The sequence below is a fragment of the Microbulbifer sp. SE14 genome (assembly GCF_059834885.1).
In genome coordinates, this window is the sequence record NZ_JCBAJA010000013.1 from 68,538 (window position 1) to 88,356 (window position 19,819).

Sequence of the window (19,819 nt, forward strand, 5' to 3'; positions counted from 1 at the left end):
GCGCTGTCTATTCGGCGGGCGCGCAGATTTCAAAACCTTCCGCGACCAGCTGCTCCCGCAGGGCCGGCCACCGGTCCTGGGGCAGATGGATCTGCACGGTGACCTTGTCGCGGTAGACGGCGTTGACGCAGCTGCCACCGTGCTGGCCGGTGAGAAAGCGCAGGCGGGACTCCCCGGCGAAGTCGCAGGCAACACTCACCTGCATCACCGGGACAAAGGGTTTCAGCTCGACGGATTGCAGCGCCGCGCCGACGGCGCCGCGGTAGGCGCGCATCAGGCCGCCGACACCCAGCTTGGTGCCGCCGAAATAGCGCGTGACTATGGCGCCGACATTGCCGACTTCCTGCTTCAGCAGCAGTTCCAGCATCGGCCGGCCGGCGCTGCCGCCGGGTTCGCCATCGTCGTCGGACTGCATCACTTCCGGGTTGGCGGGGTTGCCGATCACCAGGGCGGTGCAGTGATGGGTGGCGTCCGGGTAGCGGGCACGCACCGCGTCCAGCTGCCGCTGGAAGGCCGCCTTGTCCTCGACCGGCCCCAGCCAGCAGATAAAGCGACTCTTCTTTTCCTCGGTCTCAGCGACAACGGGCGAGCAGGGAATCTGGTAGCTCACCGGCGAACTCGTCCCAGGATTGCTTTTGCAGTTTTTCGTACAGGGGTTGCAACTTGGTCTGCCAAACGCGGTCGTCCAGTACGCTCATATGCTTGCAGCGGATCACGCCCTCGGCGTCCACCAGGAAGGTCTCCGGCGCGCCGGTGGCACCCAGGTCCAGGTAGAGGCGCCCTTCCCTGTCGGCGACGCTGAACAGGTAGGGGTCGTGCATGGTGTCGAGCCACTTCTTCACATCCGCCGGATCGTCGCGCAGGTTGACGCCGACGATGGGCACGCCCTCCTCCGCCAGCTTGTTCAGGTAGGGGTGCTCGGCGCGACAGGGCGGACACCAGGTGGCCCAGACGTTGAGCAGGTAGGGCTGGGAAGGCAGGTCGCCCCGCTCCATCATCTGCTGCTCGTCGAGTACTTTGGGCAGGGAGAATTCCGGCACCGGTTTGCCCAGCAGTACCGACGGCAGCTTCTGGGGATTCAGGAAAAGGCCGCGCCAGAACAGCAGCGCCAGCGCGGCGAAAATAATCAGCGGCAGAAACAGCTTTAACCTTGCCATAGTCCGGTTGTTTTTCCTTTTATGCGGCGGCCGGGGCCTATACAGCCGCCAAGGCGCCGTCGACTTCCGCCGCGCGCGCGGCCTTCACCTTGCGGTAGCGTTTGTCCGCCACGGCGATGCCGCCGCCGATGGCCATCAGCAGTGCACCCAGCCAGATCCACACCACGAAGGCCTTGTACTGCAGTCGCACCGCCCAGTCGCCGTTGGGGTTGTTCTCGTCCAGCGGCTCGCCGAGGGCGACGTAGATATCCCGGAACAGGCCCGAGTCTATGGCCGCCTCGGTCATGGTGTTGCCGCCGGAGAAATAGTTGCGCTTCTGCGGGTGCAGTTCCGCCACTGCGCGGCCGTTTTTGCTCACGTAGAGGACGCCCTCGGAGGCGCGGTAGTTGGGTCCGCGGACCGAACGCACGCCGTCGAAGCGGAAATCGTAGCCGGCCACGCTGTGGCTGTCGCCGGCACCCATGCGCAAGTCCTTCTCGACGCTGTACACCGTCGTCAGTGCGACACCGAGGACGGCCACCGCAAGGCCGATATGGGCCAGGTGCATGCCGTAGTAGCTGGCGCGCTGGCGCCGCAAGCCGGCGATAAGGGTTTCCGCGTTGCGGGTCCTGGCGAATATATCGGCCAGGCTGGCCGCGGTGACCCAGGCGCCGATGAAAATACCCAGCGCCGCGCCCCAGTGGAATTCACTGAACGCAAACGGCAGGGCCAGGGCGGCGACAACGGCCACGGCAAGCGGCAGTTGCCAGGCGCCGAGCAGCCTGTCCCAGCGGCTGTCCTTCCAGTTCGCGTGGATGCCGAGGCCTAGCAGCAGGCACAGCAACGCCATCAGGGGTACGAAGAAGAGGTTGAAGAACGGCGGGCCCACGCTGATCTTGCCCCAGCCCAGCGCATCGGCCAGCAGCGGGTAGAGGGTGCCGGTCAGCACCATGCCCATGACCAGCACCAGCAGGATATTGTTACCGAGCAGGAAGGTTTCCCGCGCGCGGAACGAAAACACGCTGCTGGCGCTGACCGCTGGCGCGCGCAGCGCGAACAGCAGCAGGGACAGGCCCACCACCACTGCCAGGAAGGCCAGAATAAAGCCGCCGCGCAGCGGATCGGTGGCGAAGGCGTGCACTGAGGTGAGCACGCCGGAGCGCACCAGGAAGGTACCCAGCAGGCTCAAGGAGAAGGCGAAGATCGCCAGCAGAATGGTCCAGCTCTTGAACAGGCCACGCTTCTCGGTGACGGCCAGCGAGTGCATCAGCGCCGTGCCCACCAGCCAGGGCATGAAGGAGGCGTTTTCCACCGGATCCCAGAACCACCAGCCGCCCCAGCCCAGTTCGTAGTAGGCCCACCAGCTGCCGAGCGCGATACCCAGGGTCAGGAAGGACCAGGCCACCGCGGTCCAGGGCCTTGCCCAGCGGGCCCAGGCGGCGTCCAGCTGGCCGCCGAGCAGCGCGGCGATTGCGAATGCAAAAGCCACCGAGAAACCCACATAGCCCATATACAGCAGCGGCGGGTGGATGATCATACCCGGATCCTGCAGCAGCGGATTCAGGTCGGTGCCCTCCAGCGGCGGGAAAGGCAGGGTGCGATCAAAGGGGTTGGAGGTGAGCAGGATAAACAGGAAGAAGCCCACCAGCACCAGGCCCAGCGCCGACAGCACCCGTGCCACCAGCTCCGCCGGCAGCTGGCGGCTGAACAGCGCCACCGCCGCGGCCCAGCCGGCCTGGATCAGCAGCCACAGCAGTATCGAGCCCTCGTGGCCGCCCCATACGGCGGTGATCTTGTAGTGCAGCGGCAGTATGCTGTTGGAGTTCTGCGCCACATAGTTGACGGTAAAGTCGCTCTGCACAAAGGCAATCGTCAGGCAGATAAAGGCCAACGCGGTAAAGGCCAGCACCCCCAGCGCCAGGGGTCTTCCCGCCCCCATCCACAGCGGCCGCGCGGTGAAGCTGCCGGCCACAGGCACTGCGGCCAGCGCCAGGGACAGCAGCAGGCCGGCGATCAGGGCGAAGTGGCCCAGCTCCGGAATCATATCTTATCCCCGTTCCGGGCCCCGCCCGCGCAGCTGGCATCGGCGGCCATGGACTCGGCCACTTCCGGCGGCGTGTAGTTTTCATCGTGCTTGGCCAGTACCTGGTCCGCGCGCAGGGTGCCGTCCTGCAGCAGGCGGCCGGTCACCACCGCGGCCTCGCCCTCGGCGAAGAGGTCCGGCAGTATCTTGTCGAATACCACCTGCAGGTCCGCCTCGCCGTCGGTGATCGCAAAGCGCACGTCCAGGCTGTCCGGTGCGCGCTGCACACTGCCCGGCACCACACAGCCGCCGGCGCGGATGCGCCTCTCGAAGGGCACCTCGCCGGCGGCGAAGGCGCTGGGTGCGTAGAAATAATCCATATTGTTGCGCATCGCGTAGGTCACGAAGCCCACCGCGGCGCTGGAGAGGGCGACCAGGACTATGACCAGGATCAGGCGCTGTTTGCGTGCTGGGTGCATTGTTTTCGCTGTGCTCCGGAAATTGCAATCTGTGTGTCCCCTCTCCCCTCGGGGAGAGGGTTAGGGAGAGGGGGAGGCCGCCGAAGCCCCCCCCCCTCCAACCCCTCCCCCGCAAGCGGGAGAGGGGGGTCAATTCGTGCCCTCGCCCGCAAACGGGAGAGGGAGAAAAGCCGCGATTACGCCGGCTCAGTGACGACCTTGTTTTGCTGCACCTGCCGGCGGCGCTGCTGGATGCGCTGCTGGCGCAGCAGCTCGCGCTGCAACTGTCGGCGGCGCAGGGACGGATAGACGGCCAGCGCGACCAGCGCCGCAAAGGTCACGCCGTAGGCGATCCATACATAGGGGCCGTGGCCGTCCATCGCCAGGAAATCGGCAAAACCGACAAACTGGAATTCCATCTTATTTGCCCTCCGCCAATTCTTCCCGCACCCACTGGGTGCGCCACTCCCGCTGCAACACCAGCGCGCGGGTGTGCGCTATCAGGGTCCAGGCGTAGAGGCAGTAAAAGCCGACGATCATCGTCAGCAGCGGGTAGAACATGCTCGGATCAATACTGCTGGATTCGGTCAGCTTGATAGTGGCCGGCTGGTGCAGGGTAAACCACCAGTCCACCGACTTGTAGATGATCGGGATATTCACCGTGCCCACCAGGGCCAGCAGTGCACACGCCTTGTCCGCCACGGGCTCGCGGCTGAAGGCGCGGCCCAGCGCGATAACACCGATATAAAGGAACAGCAGTATCAGCATCGAGGTGATGCGCGCATCCCAGACCCAGTAGGTGCCCCAGGTGGGCTTGCCCCAGACGGCGCCGGTAAACAGGGCCACGAAGGTGAGCACGGCGCCGATGGGCGCCGCCGCGCGCATCACCGCGAAGGAGAGCTTCATCTTCCAGATCAGGCCGATGGCACCGCTGATCGCCATGATGTAGTAGCCGGCCAGGGCCAGGAAGGCGGCGGGCACATGGATATAGATGATGCGGTAGCTGTTGCCCTGTTTGGCGTCCTCGGGCGCGAAGCCGAGGCCCCAGACACTGCCGACGGTCAGCAGCAGTACACTCGCCAGCGCCAGCCACGGCAGCCAGGCACCGGTCTTCTGATAGAACCAGCGCGGCGAACCCAAGCGGTGAAACCATTGCCAGGCCAAGGAAACCTCCGTCAAGAATCTGTGCTGATGCGGATGGCGCCCGCGGCGGCGAGCGGCGCCAGGGCCGCGGCGGCGGCCAGCAGCGCGGCCAGGATCGCCAGTTGCGCGCCGTAGGCGTAGCCGTCGATGGCCGCCTGCACCGCGCCGGTGCCGAAGATTAACACGGGCACATAGAGCGGCATAACGATCAGCGCCAGCAGCAGGCCCGGGCGGCGCAGCGCCACCGTCAGCGCGGCGCCCACAGCGCCGATCAGGCTCAGGCTGGCGCTGCCCAGCAGCAGCGAGACAAACAGGCCCGGGTAGCCGGCCGCGGGCAGGTTCAGCATCAATCCCAGCAGCGGCGACAGCAGCGCCAGCGGCAGGCCGGTGACCAGCCAGTGCACCGCCGACTTGGCCAGCACCGCGAAATAGAGCGGCTGCGGGGACAGGGTCATCTGCTCCAGGGTGCCGTCCTCGAAGTCACTGCGGAACAGGCTCTCCTGGGACAGCAGGGTCGCCAGCAGGGCCATCACCCAGATGATGCCCGGCGCCATCCTGGCCAGCAGTTGCGGCTCCGGCCCCACTCCCAGCGGCAGCAGCGCCAGCACCGTGACGAAGAACAGCAGCGGGTTGGCGATATCGGCGCGCCGGCGCAGGACCAGCAGCAGCTCCGCCTTCAGCAGGGCGCCGAAACCGGGGGCACTGCGGCCGCTAACCAACCGGGCATCAAGCGAAGGCATCCTCGCCTCCCGCAAATTCTTCCACGACGACATAGTCGGCCAGATTGATACGCTGCAGCTGTGCCAGGGCCACCGGCTGGTGAGAGGTGAGCAGGATGCTGCCGCCGCGGCTCAGGTGACAGGCCATCTGTCCCTGCAGGCAGGACACCCCGGCCACATCCAGTGCCGCCAGCGGCTCGTCCAGCACCCACAGGGCCGGTGCGTCGGGCAGGAACAGGCGCGCCAGGGCGACGCGGCGGTTCTGGCCGGCGGAGAGCTGGTGGCAGAGGGTGTCCTCGAAACCGTAGAGATCCAGCTGTTCCAGGGCGCTGTGTGCGGCATCGCGGTCGGCGCCGTACCAGGCCAGGTTCTCCAGCGGCGTCAGGCCGCCCCGCACGCCGGCCCGGTGACCGATATACAACAGGGATTCGCGCAGTTGCGGCAGGGCACCGGGCAGCGGCTCGCCGTTCCACAGTATCCGCCCGGCGAAGTCGGAGGCGCTGCCGATCAGGGTGCGCAGCAGGGTGGTCTTGCCGGCGCCGTTGCCTCCCTCTATCTGCAGGGCACCGCCCGCGGCCAACTCGAAGCCGAGGCCGGCGAACAGGCGGCGGCCGTCCCTTTCGCAGGACAGGTCGCACACTTGCAGCAGGTTGGGCGAGTTGGAGGGCATAGGCCGTCAGTGTCGGTCTTTGATGAAAATCTGAGCGGCATTATACCGGCTATGGCGGCAAATGCATTGGATTCAGTGTCCGGCCGCCCTCTCCGGGGAATTGTTGGCAGCGGAATATCCCTTTGCTATGTTGGCGGAATCGACACGCGAGGGACTGCGGTATCGGCGATGTACAACCGGCGGCTGGCCACCTCGCGCGATGCAACTCCAACGCAATAAGGACGCATAACAATGACAACCATCGCCGCCGAGACCAGCAGCTGGCTGCAGCCCTCCTCCCTGACCAACCAGGATACCCTGGTCAGGTCCGAGCCATTCCCCTTTTTTATCGCCAAAGAGGTATTGTCCCGGGACCTGATGCCGTCACTGCTGGAGGATTTTCCGCGGCTCAAGGGCGCCGGCTACCTGCCCCATGAGAAGGAGCAGTGCGGCGACGCCATCAACACCCTGATCGAGTCCCTGGTGGAACCCGGTTTCGCCGACACCATCGGCGACAACCTGGGTATCGAGCGACTGTCCCAGTACCCAACCTATGTCTCCATCAGCCGCTCCCTGAAGAAGCGCCACGGCAATATCCACACCGACGGCAAGTCCAAGGTGGCCACGGCGCTGCTGTACCTGAACCCGGAGTGGACCCTGGACGGCAACGGCTGCCTGCGCTTCCTGAACCGGATCGACGACTACGAGGACATGGTGGTACCGGAGATCAAACCCGCTTACGGCACCCTGGTGGCCTTCAAGCGCGCAGAGAACTCCTTTCACGGCCACCTGCCCTTCGAGGGCCAGCGCCTGGTGATCCAGGTCGCCTGGCTGGTGAGCGAGGCGGACAAGGCGCGCAAGGCCAGGGACGGGCGGTTTTCCTACCGGCTGAAGCGGCTGCAGGGGTGGCTGGGCAGGAAATTCGGCCGCACAGGCGAGGACGCGGCACAGCAGGTGTGACCCGGGTTGCCGTAAGGTGTTCCGGGTTGTAGGAGCCTGCTTGCAGGCGAACTCGAACTATATAGGAACTCCGTAGCAATTCGCCTGCAGGCAGGCTCCTACAAGAGTGGCCTACTCAACAGTATTGCGGCTAGGCCGGCGCGCGGTGGTTTCGACGCGCCGGCTGCCCCCAGTTCAGTACCGCGCGCACGCGGCTGCTGCCGGGCTGGGTCTGGACCTTGCGGCAGATGGCCCGCAGCAGCGGCAAGCCGCGGCCGGAATAGGCGTTGCCGCTGCCGATCCGCGCCGGCAGGCCGGGGCCGCTGTCCTCCACCACCACCTCCAGCAGGCCGCGGCCTCCGCGATCGCGGCAGCGCAGCGCTATGCGGATCCAACCCTCACACAGCGCACTGCGGCCGCGGTGCAGCTGGCGGTAGTACTCGGCAAATCCCCGGTCCGTCTCCTTGAGCCCGCTGTCCAGCTGCAGCAGGCCGTGCTCCAGCGCATTGCGGAACAGTTCCCCCAGCACAATGGTCAGCGGATCCCGGAAGCTGCCCGCCCCGGGCACCTGCGCCAGAACGCTGTGCAGCAGCGGCAGAGGGTCCGCATCGCGCAGCTCCTCCGGCCCCAGGGTGAAGTTGATCGACCAGTCGCCGATGCGCACCGGTTTCCGGTCCGGCTCACCGTCCAGTTCCCAGGCCACGCCGCGCCAGGGGGCGGCGTTGTCCAGCGCCACCTCCACCAGCGACAGGTCGTCGTGCTGGTGGGCGCTGAAATGACCCACCGCGGCCAGGATATGCTCGAAGTGCTCGCCCTCCGGCACTTCCGCGGACAGGGCCTGCAGCAGGCGCTGCTCGCCGAAGAGTTCGCCGCGCGGGTTGCGCGCCTCGTGGATGCCGTCGCTGCACAGGTAGAGGCGGTCCCCCTGCTCCACCGGGATATGCACTATGGCGTCTTCCACGGCGGCCTGGTCCAGCACCCCCAGGGGCAGGTGGCGGGATTCCAGCAGGCGCAGGTTGCCATTGCGGCGGCGCAGGCAGGCAGAGGGCATGCCACCGTTGAACAGGCGGATATGCTCCTTGTGCGGATCCAGTTCCAGCATGGCTGCGCAGCAGAACATGTCGGGGGGCAGCACGCTGTGCAGCTTGGCATTCAGCTCGCGCAGTATGTGGCTGAGGGAGAAACCCTTGGCCACCATTGAGTAGAAGATGGAGGTCAGCGGTACCGCGCCCACGGCGGCGGCGAGGCCGTGGCCGGTAAAGTCCCCCAGCAGCAGCATCAGCTTGCCGCCGGGCCCGTAGGCGGCCGCCAGCACATCGCCGTTCAGGACCGCCCGCGGCGACAGGTGGTAGCGGATGGCTTCGGTCTGGTCGAGGCAGCTCTCATGCCCCATCCGGTGGAATATCTCCCGCGCCCCGGCCTGCTCCTGCAGCAGGTCCGCGTGGTGCCGGCGGATCCTGTCGCGCTGGGCCAGCAGGCTGCGGTTGAAGTCGCTGAAGCGCTGCAATGCGGCCAGCTTCAGCTGCACCAGGTTCGGGTTGTAGGGTTTCAGCAGGATATCGTCGCAGCCGCTCTGCAGGCTGGCGGAGGTGATGGACTCCCGCTCGCACATCACGAACAGTATCGGCACCGGTTCCAGGCCGGCCCGGGATCGCAGCTGCTGCAGGTCATCGGCACTGGCCGCGGGCGCGGCCAGGGGACCGAAAATTACCAGGTCCGGGCGCAGCATCCCGTAGTTCTCCAGGGCCGCGGCGGTATCTTCAACCAGACTCACCTGCAGGGAGAGCCCCTGCCCGCTTTCGGCGCAGCCGTCCAGCAGCTGCTGCAGGAGCGCGGACTCCCCGCTATCGCCCTCCACCACCAGTACCCGGAATAGGCCCGCCACTTTCAAAACCGGGTTCAGCGTATCGTGAATATCTTGTCGAAATTGGAAACGGCGAGAATCCTGCCCACGTGCTCGTTGGCGTTCATCAGTTCCACCTGGCACTGCGCCGGGCCACCCTCTTCGTCCAGGCAGTGGTCGCGCAACAGCAGCAGCATGCCCAGGGCGGCGCTGTCGAGATGCTGGGTTTCGGAGAGGTCGATGCAAAAGCGTTTCGGGGAGGGAGAGAGGTTCTGATAGGCCCGCTGGAAGTCGCGGTGCATATTGAAGTCGAAGCTTCCGGTCACGCGAATGACCAGTGCGTTACCATTTTCCGACAGCTCGGTGGAGACCCGGGCTGGAGTTTGTTCCGATACCACCATTGCGAATTTCCCTTTCCGTTTTCTCAACAACTAAATAGATCATCCCGATCCAGATAATTGCCGCCCGGGAAAAAAGTCGCATGAATCAATCAAAAAACTTGATGTGTCCGGCCCCGAAACCGACCGGACGCAAACTGCATTCAACCGCAGATGAAAATGCGAATTTTTCTCGGGCAACTTTTTATCGAACAACTACAGACCCGAGCGGCTGCAGATCCATGCACCGCAGAGCCCAACCTGTCCGCCGGATTGCCGCGGCAGGCGGAAGCGCAAACAGACTGGCCCTCAAGTGATCACAAAAGCAATCACAAACCCGCATAGGCTCCATTAAACAGGACGAACCGTAAATGGATTGCCTCAACGGGTAAAGGTCGCGTGATCGCACCTCACTTGCGATTCAGAACGCAGAAAGGCGCCATTGCTGGCGCCTTTCTGATGCGGTTTACAAGTCGAAGTCGTAGTCCATCAATTCACGTCTCAGGCGCATTTCCTCCAGCTTGTCCTCGACCATTCGGCGGGCATCGCGGGGTGGCTGCGACGTGGCCTGTCTAAGTACCTCGTTTGCTATTTGGGGGATGTCGTCGGTATCAAAATCGAAGTCATTTCCGCTAACGTTGCCACTCATAACGAAACTCCACAATCTCGATCTGCAGGAGCAGAAACACCCGTGTTGTTTTTGTTGTGCCATCGCAGATTAGCCAGCACTGCCGACCCCGGTCAAGCAAAATTTTGCCCCCCGGAAAGAAGGCTTCCGCCCCCCTTTCGGAACTCCGGAGCGGCGCGCAAAAACTTCCCGCGGAAGCCGGGTCGGTGGCGCAAAATTACCGGTGAACCGTGACCTGATTGCGACAGTTTTTCGACAAATTGGTGAAAGCCGGGATACGGGGCATGTGTAACCGGGAGAGCGCCGGTGTTACCGGTGGTGACAAACACTGCAAAGCGGCGGCAATGGGGAAGGAGGCCGCGGGAAAGCCAATGGCAGAGACAGCACATGACAGCGGGGCGGACTGCCGTTAGAATAGCCGCCTTCTCGGGCAGGCGCGGCTCCAATCCGCCGGGCCGGGCCCCTTCGCCCCCGTCGGTTAACAGGATAAACCACGGACCTCCTAAGTCCGGACTGGTGGTTCGAGTCCACCCGGGGGCGCCAGACCGACCGCCCGGCGCGGATCAGGCCAGGGCGGCGTGCATCAGCAGGACCGCAAACAGCCCCGCCAGCAGCACACCACCCCAGAAAAGCCGCACCGAGCGCTCTATCTCACGCCGGCTCCTCTTGTATCCCTTGCTGCTCTTTTTCATGGTTGAACTCCGTCTCTAACCGCTGAAATCTAGCACACTGCCTACAGATTATCCCCGAATATGCCACCTCTGCGGACCGCCGGGAAGTGTGGCCCTGCCCCCTTGGTAATCGAAGGTCATTGCGATACCGCCCTGCCCCGGATAACGGGCCGCGTCAGCGGAACCGCCGCCAGGGCGACAAGAAGCCCGGCGACCGCCCCCCAGAGGTGAGCAGCTACCGCCACGTCGGCGTCGATAAATGCTGCGGTTGCGCTGGTGTCCCCGCCCAGCTGTTCCCAGGCTATTTTTGCGGCAGTCCCCAGCAACAGCACGACTCCCAGGCGCTCGCCACGCCGGATGTCCTCCACAGCACCCCATACGATCAGGCCGTGCAGCGCCCCGGACAGCCCCGCGTAGCGCTGCAGGTCGCCGGCGAAGGCAAACAGGCCGGCGCCGCACAGCACGCATAGCAGCAGCAGGAGGCCCGCAGTCTTCAGCGCACGGAGGTAAAGGCCAAACATGGTCCAGAGGACGGCCAGGGCCGCGCAGTTCATCAGGAGATGGTTCAGGTTGGTATGCAGGAAGTGCCCACTGACCAGGCGCCAGTAGTCTCCGCCTGCGATCGCCCCGCGGTCGTACAACAGCCACTCTCGCACGGGCTCCGGCAGCAGGTGTGCGAGTCCCGCGATCACGATCACCGCGAGCCAGGCGAGTGGAGCCCCGCGGCGGAAGGCGTCCGGGAAACAGTCAGCTTTGTCTTTCAACATGTCTCTTACTTGGGGAATGACTTTTCCATACTGCTGCGGCGCAACTGGCTGAAATGTTGCAACTCCCAGGGGCGCAGCGCAACCAGCAGGCTGGAACCGAAACGCTCTTCAAGGGCAAGGTTGGTGTCCGCATCGTGCAGCTCGTCGAACTGTGCCAGCAGGCGGTCCATTTTCTTCATCAACTCTGCATTGGCGGCCCGGGACAGCATTCCGGTGCGGAACACCAGTTTTTCCCCGGGGCCCGAGAAGCTCGAGGCCAGGAAGTCCGGCTGCACATCCTTCTGGAAGAACCGCTGGATCGGGCCGTTGGGCAGCCAGCGGAACTCCTTGGCAACGATCACCCGGTAGCGGTTCAGCGGCAGGAGTTCGATCAATTTCAGGCGGTCCAGCCTCGCCAGCAACCGGATGCATTCCGGCTCACTTAATTCGTGTTCGGCCACTACTGGGGCGACGGTCCGGCCAGGCCCGCAATCGAGGGCAAGGTATTGGACCGCGAGGTGCGCTACACCTCCGACCTGCAGTACCCGGCAACCGATACCCACAATCCGGAACTCGAGCGGCTGTGGATCTACGCCACGACGCTGACAGTGAAGATGCGATTGTGAATCTCGCGGTTGAATACGGCCTGGTTACCCCCTACACCTCACTGGTGGCCGTGGAGGAACCCGTGTTTGAGCAGCAGGGGTATATCGCACGGGATAGCAAAGCCCAGGTGGAAAGGGAAAGGGCAGCCCACCAGAACTGCACCTCAACCCCGGCGCGGGATCACAGGCAAGACAGGTCCCAGCCGGCCTTCAGCGGCAACCGCGCCTACCCAAGCAGTGGCGGTGGGTCCGCGGGTCCGGCACTGATCCTGTTGTTGTCCCTGATAGTCCTGCGAACCACGCGCCGCCGACGGCAGCGCGGGAATTTAGTCGATACCCGTCCCGATGGGGCCCTACGCACTCGTTGCAGACGAAAGCGGTTTTTCTCTTCTTGGCCAAGGATGTCCCCCCGGAAATATCGCTGGATTGGGCGCAGAGTTTACCTGCACCGGTGCGACGAGGAAAACACGGGAAGGGAGCTGTCGGTCGGCAGGTCACCACCATCCGGGTGCCGATAGGGACGTGGCGGTAGTACTTCCACATCATCTCCGGCGGCATGCGCACGCAGCCACCGGCGGGGGGGACGGGGTGAAAACACTACAGCGATACGGCCCAGCAGCCCCAGGGATCAGCGATACCCCAGGTCAGTCAGCAAGGGCTTTGAGGCCACCGCCGTCACATGTTTTTTCACGGCCAGGTCTTTGCCCTGGCGCAGGCGCGCCATAGCGATCAGCAGCCCGAGGATCACCGCCTCCGGCAACAGGATCAGGCTGTGTACCAGGCCGGTGACCGCATTCGCCACCCCCGGCACGCCAAACCCGGTCGCGCCCATATGAAATAACACCGGCGAGAACATCATGAAGAGACCGACCAGCAGGATATTGGTCAGCGCCAGCCCCACCAGGAAACGGAATTTGGAACTGCGCCGGCGGGACAGCAGTTGCCAGCGGGCCAGCAGGTAGCAACCGAGTATGCCGCCCGCGAATACGCCCCGGGTCTCGATCAACCCCGAGAACCAGATGTACTCGCTGTAGTACCAGAGCCAGTGCAAAAAGCTCCGGGGTTCCGCCGCCAGCATGATCAGGCCCGAATCCTCCCAGCCGATGCGGTTGTCGAAACACATGTCGATGGTGGCGATCGATAGCAGAATCAATGCGGTGTACTTGAGGGCCTTCAGTGCCCAGTCCTTCAACGACTGTTGCGAACGCTTTTTCCTGAGGGCTGCGGCGAGTGCGCGGTATTTCTGCAGGAAATTCCCGACCGCTGCGCTGCTGACAATCCCCGCCCGGCGCAACACTGTCTGCTCCACGCTGGCGGACTCCGCCCGGCAGGCGAGACAGTTCTGCGCGGCGCGATTGTTGAGCGCCGCTCCCAGGCGGGCGCTATCCTCACCGTCGGCGAGCTGGTCCGCCATGGGTTCGAAAAGGGCGTCCCCCAGCTCGTCCAGCTGGTAGGTGCGGCAGGTCTCCCCCACAAACAGGCCGTGGCCCTTTTTCCGCCGCAGGGTCAGATCCGCCTCGGTAAAGAGCAGGTCGCCGTCGATGGTGTACTGGAGCGGATACGCCGGCTCACTGCGCAGGACACTGCGCTCGTCCAGGCGGCAGGAGGCACTCAGCGGTGCCCAGCGCACGGCGTCGTTGACGGCCGCCTCGATATAGCGCCGCTGCCAGTCATCCAGGGACTCCGGATACTGCGCCGCCAACTGCCCGCGGGCTCCCACACTGATGCGGTAATGCTCGGTAAAGTAGCCGGTGGCGTCACAGGGAGAACAGTACTGCGAGCCGCTGCCGGAACAGCTGCCGCAGGAGGTTTGCCCGCTGCCGAAACAATGGTTGCATCGCTGCCGGCCGGAACCGCCGCAGGAATAGCAGGGCTTGCGGAACTGGCCGTGCCCCTCTATCCCCGAACCGCTGCAGGTGCCACAGTGGCGCTGGCCGCTGCGGCTGCAGTAGTGGCAGCCGGTCTTGCCGGAACCGCTGCAGGGCGAGCAGCGCGTCTGGCCCTGGCCGCCACAGCTGCTGCAGCTGTGGGTATAGAGGTAGGTTTCGGAGTGATCGCCGATGCGAAATTCCGATTCCCAGGTGGCCCGCTCGATGCCACCCGCCACAAATTGCTCCAGTGCCTGTACGTAGGTGGGCATTTCCCCCGCCTCGATGGCGCGCCGGGTATTGCCGGCCGCCTCCCGGCAGGCGGTGTGGCTGCCGTAGTTGTTGCCGCGATGGGCACCGGTCAGGGTTTTATGGTGAAGGCTTGCACTGAGCCGCCAGTATTTTTCCAGGGACAGGTGCGCGCTGGCGCTTTCGCACCCTTCCACTTGCACCTGCCCGGCATCCTGGCCGAAATAATCCAGCAGCAACTCTCCAACCGACGAGACCAGCGTCCCGCTGCGATCCGTATTGTCTGTCATTCTTGGGGCCTTAAAGGGGATTCAGAATAAATTCCGGCTCGGCGTTTTCCGCGCTGACCTTTACCCAGCGCCGCTCGGTGCGGTAGCCGCGGGCGGAAACCTCGATATCGTAATTGTCCGGCGGCAACCGCATACCGGACCGGTAACGGGGGCCGATGTTCATGATGCGCACGCGCGCGGAGGGAACATTGACCCGCACCCGCAGGGCCACCTTTTCCGGGGCCGGGCTCGGCTCCACCTCGCTTTCGCCGTCCAGCGGTGCCAGCAGGTAGTGGCTCGCCTCGCCCCAGCCGCGCACTTTTTCGTGGAGGCCGGCCAGCGCGTGCCGGCCGCTGGCATGGTGGGAAAACCAGTAAAGCAGCAGGCAGCCGAATACCAGTGCCAGCCACGCCAGCATCATGCGTCTGTTTGTCAGCGTCATGGAATCACTCTGTCTCTTTCAGTTGACGGTAGCGCCGGCCCACGGCGGCCCAGGCCCTGTCCCATCGCTGCAGCCGGGGCTCGAACACGGCAAACCCCCGGTAAATCCGCAGCTCCTGTTCCAGCCCCAGACCGGCGGGCAGCATGACCGGCTGCGCCCGCAGGGCCCAGCCCAGGGCCAGCGCCCCCAGCGGGCTGCCGTTTTCCCGGACCCTTTCCAGGAAATAGTGCGTGGCCCGGTTCTGCTCAACATAGGGGTTGGGCAAAAACACCTTGCCCAGCAGTACCGGCGCCAGCAGGATGCCGGCGGTAAGGCCGAGACGCAGCGACAACCGCCCGCGGCCGGACAGCCGCGACGGCCGGCCGCGGTGCTGCCGCCACAGGCCGCGGGCCTTGAGGGGGATCTTCACCAGTGTCATCAGGACCAGGGCCAGAGACAGCGTCATCGAGATCGGCGGCACCAGCGTCGCGCGCAGGGCGCGTTTTGCGCGCGCCTCATTGACACCGCCGTCGGCAAAGGTGGCCGTCTGCGCTTCCACTTCGGCAACCAGCCGCTGCGCCTCGCGCTCCACCAGCGGGTCCAGTACCCGCCGTTTGAACTGGGCGTTGTTCCAGTCTGCGCGGGTACCCGCTATGTAGAAGCGCCCCATGGCGGCACGGATCTCGCGCTGTACCGCATCCTGTTGCTGGAACCTGTCCCAGGACAGCCCCGGCGGCATGCCATCGGCGCGTTCGCGCCAACTGGCCCGGATGCGTTCGCGCACCGCCGCTCGCGCGGCCCGGTCGAATTCCGCCCGCTGCGCCATGATCCAGTTTTCCGGCAGGGCCATGCCCCGCTCTCGACACCAGTCCGCCACCTTGCGCCCTGTCTGCGCGTGGCTGCGGAATTCGTCGAAACTGTCCAGCGTGGACGGATAGCCGGATTGCTGCCGGAACTCCGGTTCCAGCAGCAATCGCACACGCCGGCGATAGTGGTCCTTGTCGTCGGTGTAGCTGTACTCCTTGTCGGCCCAGCCGCCGTCGCCACCGGTGACCTTGTCCAGCCCCTGCAGGGCCACGGATACCCCGCCGGTGAGCGCGGCCATCAGGCCGCTCTTGAGGAGGTTTTCACTTGCGGAGACCTCCCTTGCGATCAGCCAGTGCGTCGGTTCCACATAGCCCAGCGGGCTGCGGGTCATCTGCGTGCGGTAGCGCTGGTCTAGTCTCTTCCGGCAGGTGTCGGTCCTGCAGGCGTTGCGCCGGTCAAAATAGCGGTAGAGGGAGGGGCCCATCTCTTCCGCCAGCGACAACGCCCGCCGGTCCAGACGCTCCACACCCTGCCGGTATTCCCGCCAGCCGTCCGCCACCCGCTGTTCCGCCTGCTGCCAGAGCTCGCCGGCGCGGTCGCCGACGTCGTTTAGCTCGCGCCGGTATTTCTCGTTCTGATCCAGGTATTCGCGATAGCTCTGCCGCACCTCCTTGCGCAGGTCGCGGTAGGCCCGGTAATGCTCGGAAAAATCCCGATAGACCCGGTTGCGCACGAACTGCCGGGCGATGACACCGCGCTGTTCTTCTATCGCGCTCGTCAGTTGCGGATCGGCATAGGCGAGGGCGCCAAACAGCGTCAGGAACGCCATCTCCGCCGAGCTCGGCGGCTGGTCGCCGTTGCCGGGAATGGCGTCGATGGCGATGGTGTTGTCGGCCAGGCTCGCCCGCAGCAACTGGCTGAGCACCGCCCGCTGGCGCTGCTCCGGTGTGGAGGGATCGACCAGCCAGCGATCCACCAGCCACTTCTGCCCGTAAAACACCAGCGGCCACACCAGCAGCAAGGTCAGCCCGAGGCAGGCCAGCGGCCTGGCAATGCCCCGCGCCAGGCGCCCGCAAATCCACAGGTCCGCCAGCAACAGGCTGACACCGATGCCCGACACGGTGCGCCCGAACAACTCCACCGAGCGCAACGCCTCGTCCGAACTGCCGCGCCCGCCGGCCACAGCGACCAGTTTCGCGTTGAAGATCAATTCGGGGAAAAGGTAGAGCGTCAGCAGGCCCAGCATCGTCAGGGACCAGGCCAACGGCGTCCCGGCGCGCGCGGCTACCGGCTCAGCTGCCATTATCAACAGGCAGGCGAACGGAAATCGGCGAGGAGGGTTTTACATCGATTTCTTCATCTTCGGGAAGGGGCGGCAACTCGAGGACCGACGGCGCAACCGCCGGCGCGGGCTCCGCCCGGGTTTCCGCGACAACCGGCGCAACTTCGGGCGGCTGAGCCCGTTCCGCAGCCGGCTGCGGCGCGGAAGCGCATCCGGCCATCCCGATAACCCCCAAGACCAAAAACACTCTTATTCGAAGCTCCATACTGGCAACAAAAGTCCTTTCGATTATTTTTTGTGATAGGAGTCACACAATTCTACAGATTCAGCCAATCGTGCCAAGTAGAAGTTTTTCGTCACAAGCGGGCCTGGACAAGGCCAACAACAGGCGGAGCAAGCACGCCGCCGTCGACTACTGGATATGGAAGCTGCTTCCGTAGCCCGGCCAACACCGATTCCAGACGCTTGAGGTCGGCGGTCCTGCCACGCACGCCATCAAGCCTGTACTCCGCCACCTCCCGCATCTGGTTGCACTGGGCATTCCCCAGCGCCAGCAGGTTGACGATCTCGTCTAGGGTGAAGCCCAGCTCCTGGGCGCGTTTGATAAACAACAGCCGCTCGAGGGTTTCCCGCGGGTAAATCCGGTGGCCTTCCACCGGTCTGGGGGCTGGGCTATCAGGCCGCGGCGCTGGTAGTAGCGCACCGTCTCCGCGTTTATTCCGGCGCAATCCGCCAGGCGGCCGATTGTCAGTGCATCCTTGTCGTTCATCTGTCCGGGGCCTTTGCAAGAAACCAAAACTCCACCATAAGACCAAAGCCACGGGGTGCCAAGCCGGCGCCATCAGTGAGTAACAGTCACCGGTGTGCCCACCGGCGCATGACGGAAGAACTTCTGCGCCATTTGCCGCGGCATACGCACGCAGCCGTGGGAGGCGGGGTAATTTGGCTCGCCGCCGGAGGCGTGAAAGCCAATGCCGCCGTTGAGACGGATAAAGTAATCTATCTTGGCGCCGCGGTAGTAGGTACCGGGCGGGTGGCGGTACTTGCGGGTGTTCACGTCGGCCCGCACCACCCTGTGGGTGTTCCTGTCCACATAGCTACCGTAGAGTTGGATGCATTATCTGGATGCCATGAAGTCAGCAGCCTAGTACCGCTGGCGCCTTACTTACGTAGAGCCTATTCATCGTCCCCGAATATCGCCACCTCCGCGGGCTGCCGGGAGGTGCGGCTGCCCCGGTACATACCCTTGGTGTTGAAGGGCATGGCGATATTGCCGGCCGCGTCCAGCACTATCACGCCGCCGGTGCCGCCCGCCGGGGTCAGCACCTTGTCGATCACCTCGTCCGCGGCCCGCGCCACCGACTTGCCCTGGTAATAGACCCGCGCACAGATATCCGCGGCCACGTTGTAGCGGATAAAGTACTCGCCGTGGCCGGTGGCGGAGACGGCACAGGAGCTGTTGTCGGCAAAGGTGCCGGCACCGATCACCGGGGAGTCGCCAATGCGACCGTAGCGCTTGGCGGTCATGCCGCCGGTGGAGGTGCCCGCGGCAATATTGCCGAATTTGTCCAGGGCCACGGCCCCGACCGTGCCCATCTTGAACGGCGACGGCAACCGGTCCACCGCTGCCCGGTAGTCCTTGTCCCGCTTCTGCTCCCTCTTCAGCTTTTCCCTGGCCTTCTGCAACTGCTGATGACGCTGCTCGGTATCGAACACCTTGTTGTCCACCAGCTTCACGCCCCGGGACTCGGCGAAGGCCTCGGCGCCCTCGCCGGACAGCATCACGAAGGGCGAATCCTCCATCACCATGCGCGCCAGCCCGATCGGGCTCTCGATGCGCTTTACCCCTGCCACGGCGCCGGCCTGGCGGGTCTTGCCGTCCATGATCGAGGCATCCAGTTCGTGGTGGCCGTCGTAGGTGTAGACGGCACCCTTGCCGGCATTGAACAGCGGGGAATTCTCCAGCACGGTGATGGCCGCCACCACCGCATCCAGGCTGGTACCGCCCTCTTCCAGCACGCCGTACCCCGCGTCCAGCGCCTCACGCAGCTTGTCTCGGTAGGCCTTTTCACGCTCCGGGGTCATTTCGCTCTTCTCGATGGTGCCAGCGCCGCCGTGGATGGCGATGGCGAGGGGGCGCTCTGCGGCCTGGAGGGACAGGCAGCACAGAAGCCCGGCCAGCAATACGGATAGGGTTGTTATTTTCATGATTGAAACCTTTTATCGGGCAAACCGGCATTTATTAACATTTTTCGGGAATCGAACAAAGTGCAGACATAAAAACACAAAGCCCGGCATTTGCCGGGCTTTGTCCTGGGCGGATGCCTTACATCTTTTCCTTCATCTTCTTCATTTCGTCTTTGGTGTCCTTGCCGACCTTGTGCCACTCTTCCTTAAATTTTTTCCAGAACGACTCCTTCGGCGCTCTGGTGCACGCGGTAATAATCATCGGTGTTACCTTTTCGGTACCCTCGATATCGAGGAAAACATCTTCCGGCTTACCGCGCTTCGAATAGGCGGCTGCCCAGTAAACCACTTTGGGCTTGTACTGGTCATCGATCGCGACAAAGTCGGCGCAGGTCCAGTCCTTGGCCGGCTTCTTGGGGTCTGCGACGGCGGCCGATGCGGCAACGCCGGCAATGGCCAGGGGAAGTATGAACTTGATGCTCTTCACAGTGATTTCTCCACGGTTTGCGGGGCGCCGCCCCGGGAATTGACTGCAGTTCGAATCCTGGGATACCGCACACAGGCTTCTGCCCGCCACCGCTGGCAGCGATCGCGGCGAACACGACCTCTACTCGGCGAATGCGCTGGAGTACGGCACGTCACACGGAATACCGGCGCCGGCACCCCGCTGCGGAAAATCCCGACTCTGCTCTCTCGTAAGAGCACACCAGTCCCTAGACAGAATAGACGCTTTTTTCCTTATTCAAGGGAGTAACCCGCAATAAATTTTCACAACTCTCTTTAGCCCTGGTGGCGGGAT

At 64.3% G+C, this 19,819-nt stretch carries 23 protein-coding genes, 1 tRNA gene and 1 pseudogene; 3 read left to right on the forward strand and 22 right to left on the reverse strand.

The features are described 5' to 3' along the window. Window positions 1-7 precede the first annotated feature (7 nt). From AC6R19_RS10995 to ccmA, 8 genes are all read right to left on the reverse strand, one after another. Window positions 8-610, reverse strand: coding sequence for an IMPACT family protein (locus tag AC6R19_RS10995; RefSeq protein WP_500579866.1), 603 nt, complete (start codon window positions 608-610; stop codon window positions 8-10). Continuing rightward, a complete protein-coding gene (locus tag AC6R19_RS11000; RefSeq protein ID WP_500579867.1) occupies window positions 573-1,157 on the reverse strand; it encodes a DsbE family thiol:disulfide interchange protein in 585 nt (194 codons plus the stop codon). Before AC6R19_RS11000 ends, AC6R19_RS10995 begins: the two co-directional genes overlap by 38 nt. A 37-nt stretch (window positions 1,158-1,194) precedes the next feature. Next, entirely contained in the window at window positions 1,195-3,180 is a 1,986-nt protein-coding gene (locus tag AC6R19_RS11005) for a heme lyase CcmF/NrfE family subunit (protein ID WP_500579868.1), read from the reverse strand. After that, a complete protein-coding gene (gene ccmE, locus AC6R19_RS11010; protein ID WP_500579869.1) occupies window positions 3,177-3,638 on the reverse strand; it encodes a cytochrome c maturation protein CcmE in 462 nt (153 codons plus the stop codon). The genes AC6R19_RS11005 and ccmE overlap by 4 nt, the downstream gene beginning before the upstream one ends. A 176-nt stretch (window positions 3,639-3,814) precedes the next feature. After that, complete coding sequence (ccmD, locus tag AC6R19_RS11015; RefSeq protein ID WP_500579870.1) at window positions 3,815-4,036, reverse strand: heme exporter protein CcmD; 222 nt, start codon at window positions 4,034-4,036, stop codon at window positions 3,815-3,817. 1 nt (window position 4,037) lies between these two features. Further along, window positions 4,038-4,781 (reverse strand): heme ABC transporter permease, encoded by a 744-nt coding sequence (locus tag AC6R19_RS11020; RefSeq protein WP_500579871.1) that lies wholly within the window; start codon window positions 4,779-4,781, stop codon window positions 4,038-4,040. A gap of 11 nt (window positions 4,782-4,792) precedes the next feature. After that, window positions 4,793-5,500, reverse strand: coding sequence for a heme exporter protein CcmB (gene ccmB, locus AC6R19_RS11025; protein ID WP_500579872.1), 708 nt, complete (start codon window positions 5,498-5,500; stop codon window positions 4,793-4,795). Continuing rightward, entirely contained in the window at window positions 5,487-6,149 is a 663-nt protein-coding gene (gene ccmA, locus AC6R19_RS11030; RefSeq protein ID WP_500579873.1) for a cytochrome c biogenesis heme-transporting ATPase CcmA, read from the reverse strand. The genes ccmB and ccmA overlap by 14 nt, the downstream gene beginning before the upstream one ends. A gap of 231 nt (window positions 6,150-6,380) precedes the next feature. Here ccmA and AC6R19_RS11035 point away from each other — a divergent pair, with 231 nt between their 5' ends. Then, complete coding sequence (locus AC6R19_RS11035) at window positions 6,381-7,088, forward strand: 2OG-Fe(II) oxygenase (protein ID WP_500579874.1); 708 nt, start codon at window positions 6,381-6,383, stop codon at window positions 7,086-7,088. A gap of 130 nt (window positions 7,089-7,218) precedes the next feature. Here AC6R19_RS11035 and AC6R19_RS11040 read toward each other — a convergent pair whose 3' ends face one another. The 3 genes from AC6R19_RS11040 to AC6R19_RS11050 all read right to left on the reverse strand — a co-directional run bounded on the left by AC6R19_RS11040 (window position 7,219) and on the right by AC6R19_RS11050 (window position 9,936). Further along, a complete protein-coding gene (locus AC6R19_RS11040; RefSeq protein ID WP_500579875.1) occupies window positions 7,219-8,952 on the reverse strand; it encodes an ATP-binding SpoIIE family protein phosphatase in 1,734 nt (577 codons plus the stop codon). Window positions 8,953-8,966: 14 nt separating this feature from the next. Next, entirely contained in the window at window positions 8,967-9,311 is a 345-nt protein-coding gene (locus AC6R19_RS11045; RefSeq protein WP_500579876.1) for an STAS domain-containing protein, read from the reverse strand. A gap of 442 nt (window positions 9,312-9,753) precedes the next feature. Continuing rightward, window positions 9,754-9,936: a PA3496 family putative envelope integrity protein gene (locus AC6R19_RS11050; RefSeq protein ID WP_500579877.1), complete on the reverse strand. Its 183-nt coding sequence runs from the start codon at window positions 9,934-9,936 to the stop codon at window positions 9,754-9,756. 446 nt (window positions 9,937-10,382) lie between these two features. Between AC6R19_RS11050 and AC6R19_RS11055 the strand changes: the two genes are divergently transcribed. After that, window positions 10,383-10,458, forward strand: a tRNA-Arg gene (locus tag AC6R19_RS11055). A 20-nt stretch (window positions 10,459-10,478) separates the two neighbouring features. On the opposite strand, the gene AC6R19_RS11060 is transcribed toward AC6R19_RS11055, so the two are convergent. The 3 genes from AC6R19_RS11060 to AC6R19_RS11070 all read right to left on the reverse strand — a co-directional run bounded on the left by AC6R19_RS11060 (window position 10,479) and on the right by AC6R19_RS11070 (window position 11,754). Beyond that, window positions 10,479-10,607, reverse strand: a complete 129-nt coding sequence (locus tag AC6R19_RS11060) for a hypothetical protein (RefSeq protein ID WP_500579878.1) — start codon at window positions 10,605-10,607, stop codon at window positions 10,479-10,481. A 116-nt stretch (window positions 10,608-10,723) separates the two neighbouring features. Further along, on the reverse strand, window positions 10,724-11,353 hold the full coding sequence (gene rrtA / locus AC6R19_RS11065; RefSeq protein ID WP_500579879.1) for a rhombosortase: 630 nt from the start codon (window positions 11,351-11,353) through the stop codon (window positions 10,724-10,726). A 5-nt stretch (window positions 11,354-11,358) separates the two neighbouring features. Further along, window positions 11,359-11,754, reverse strand: coding sequence for a hypothetical protein (locus AC6R19_RS11070; protein WP_500579880.1), 396 nt, complete (start codon window positions 11,752-11,754; stop codon window positions 11,359-11,361). A gap of 27 nt (window positions 11,755-11,781) precedes the next feature. On the opposite strand from AC6R19_RS11070, the gene AC6R19_RS11075 reads away from it, so the two are divergent. Then, the gene (locus AC6R19_RS11075; protein WP_500579881.1) at window positions 11,782-11,958 is read left to right on the forward strand and encodes a hypothetical protein; all 177 of its coding nucleotides are present in this window, start codon (window positions 11,782-11,784) and stop codon (window positions 11,956-11,958) included. A 607-nt stretch (window positions 11,959-12,565) separates the two neighbouring features. On the opposite strand, the gene AC6R19_RS11080 is transcribed toward AC6R19_RS11075, so the two are convergent. The 8 genes and pseudogenes from AC6R19_RS11080 to hdeA all read right to left on the reverse strand — a co-directional run bounded on the left by AC6R19_RS11080 (window position 12,566) and on the right by hdeA (window position 19,507). After that, the gene (locus AC6R19_RS11080; protein ID WP_500579882.1) at window positions 12,566-14,344 is read right to left on the reverse strand and encodes a hypothetical protein; all 1,779 of its coding nucleotides are present in this window, start codon (window positions 14,342-14,344) and stop codon (window positions 12,566-12,568) included. Window positions 14,345-14,354: 10 nt separating this feature from the next. Continuing rightward, window positions 14,355-14,765 (reverse strand): peptidase associated/transthyretin-like domain-containing protein, encoded by a 411-nt coding sequence (locus tag AC6R19_RS11085; protein ID WP_500579883.1) that lies wholly within the window; start codon window positions 14,763-14,765, stop codon window positions 14,355-14,357. Between the two features lie 4 nt (window positions 14,766-14,769). Beyond that, window positions 14,770-16,854: a hypothetical protein gene (locus AC6R19_RS11090; RefSeq protein WP_500579884.1), complete on the reverse strand. Its 2,085-nt coding sequence runs from the start codon at window positions 16,852-16,854 to the stop codon at window positions 14,770-14,772. A 335-nt stretch (window positions 16,855-17,189) separates the two neighbouring features. Continuing rightward, window positions 17,190-17,444, reverse strand: a complete 255-nt coding sequence (locus tag AC6R19_RS11095; RefSeq protein ID WP_500579928.1) for a MerR family DNA-binding protein — start codon at window positions 17,442-17,444, stop codon at window positions 17,190-17,192. Beyond that, window positions 17,442-17,602: pseudogene (locus AC6R19_RS11100) on the reverse strand (MerR family DNA-binding transcriptional regulator); the annotation flags it as partial. The gene AC6R19_RS11095 and the pseudogene AC6R19_RS11100, both read right to left, overlap by 3 nt. A gap of 72 nt (window positions 17,603-17,674) precedes the next feature. Beyond that, window positions 17,675-17,926: a L,D-transpeptidase gene (locus AC6R19_RS11105; RefSeq protein ID WP_500579885.1), complete on the reverse strand. Its 252-nt coding sequence runs from the start codon at window positions 17,924-17,926 to the stop codon at window positions 17,675-17,677. An 83-nt stretch (window positions 17,927-18,009) separates the two neighbouring features. Continuing rightward, entirely contained in the window at window positions 18,010-19,041 is a 1,032-nt protein-coding gene (locus AC6R19_RS11110; RefSeq protein ID WP_500579886.1) for an isoaspartyl peptidase/L-asparaginase family protein, read from the reverse strand. Window positions 19,042-19,159: 118 nt separating this feature from the next. Continuing rightward, complete coding sequence (hdeA, locus tag AC6R19_RS11115) at window positions 19,160-19,507, reverse strand: acid-activated periplasmic chaperone HdeA (protein WP_500579887.1); 348 nt, start codon at window positions 19,505-19,507, stop codon at window positions 19,160-19,162. Window positions 19,508-19,819 lie beyond the last annotated feature (312 nt).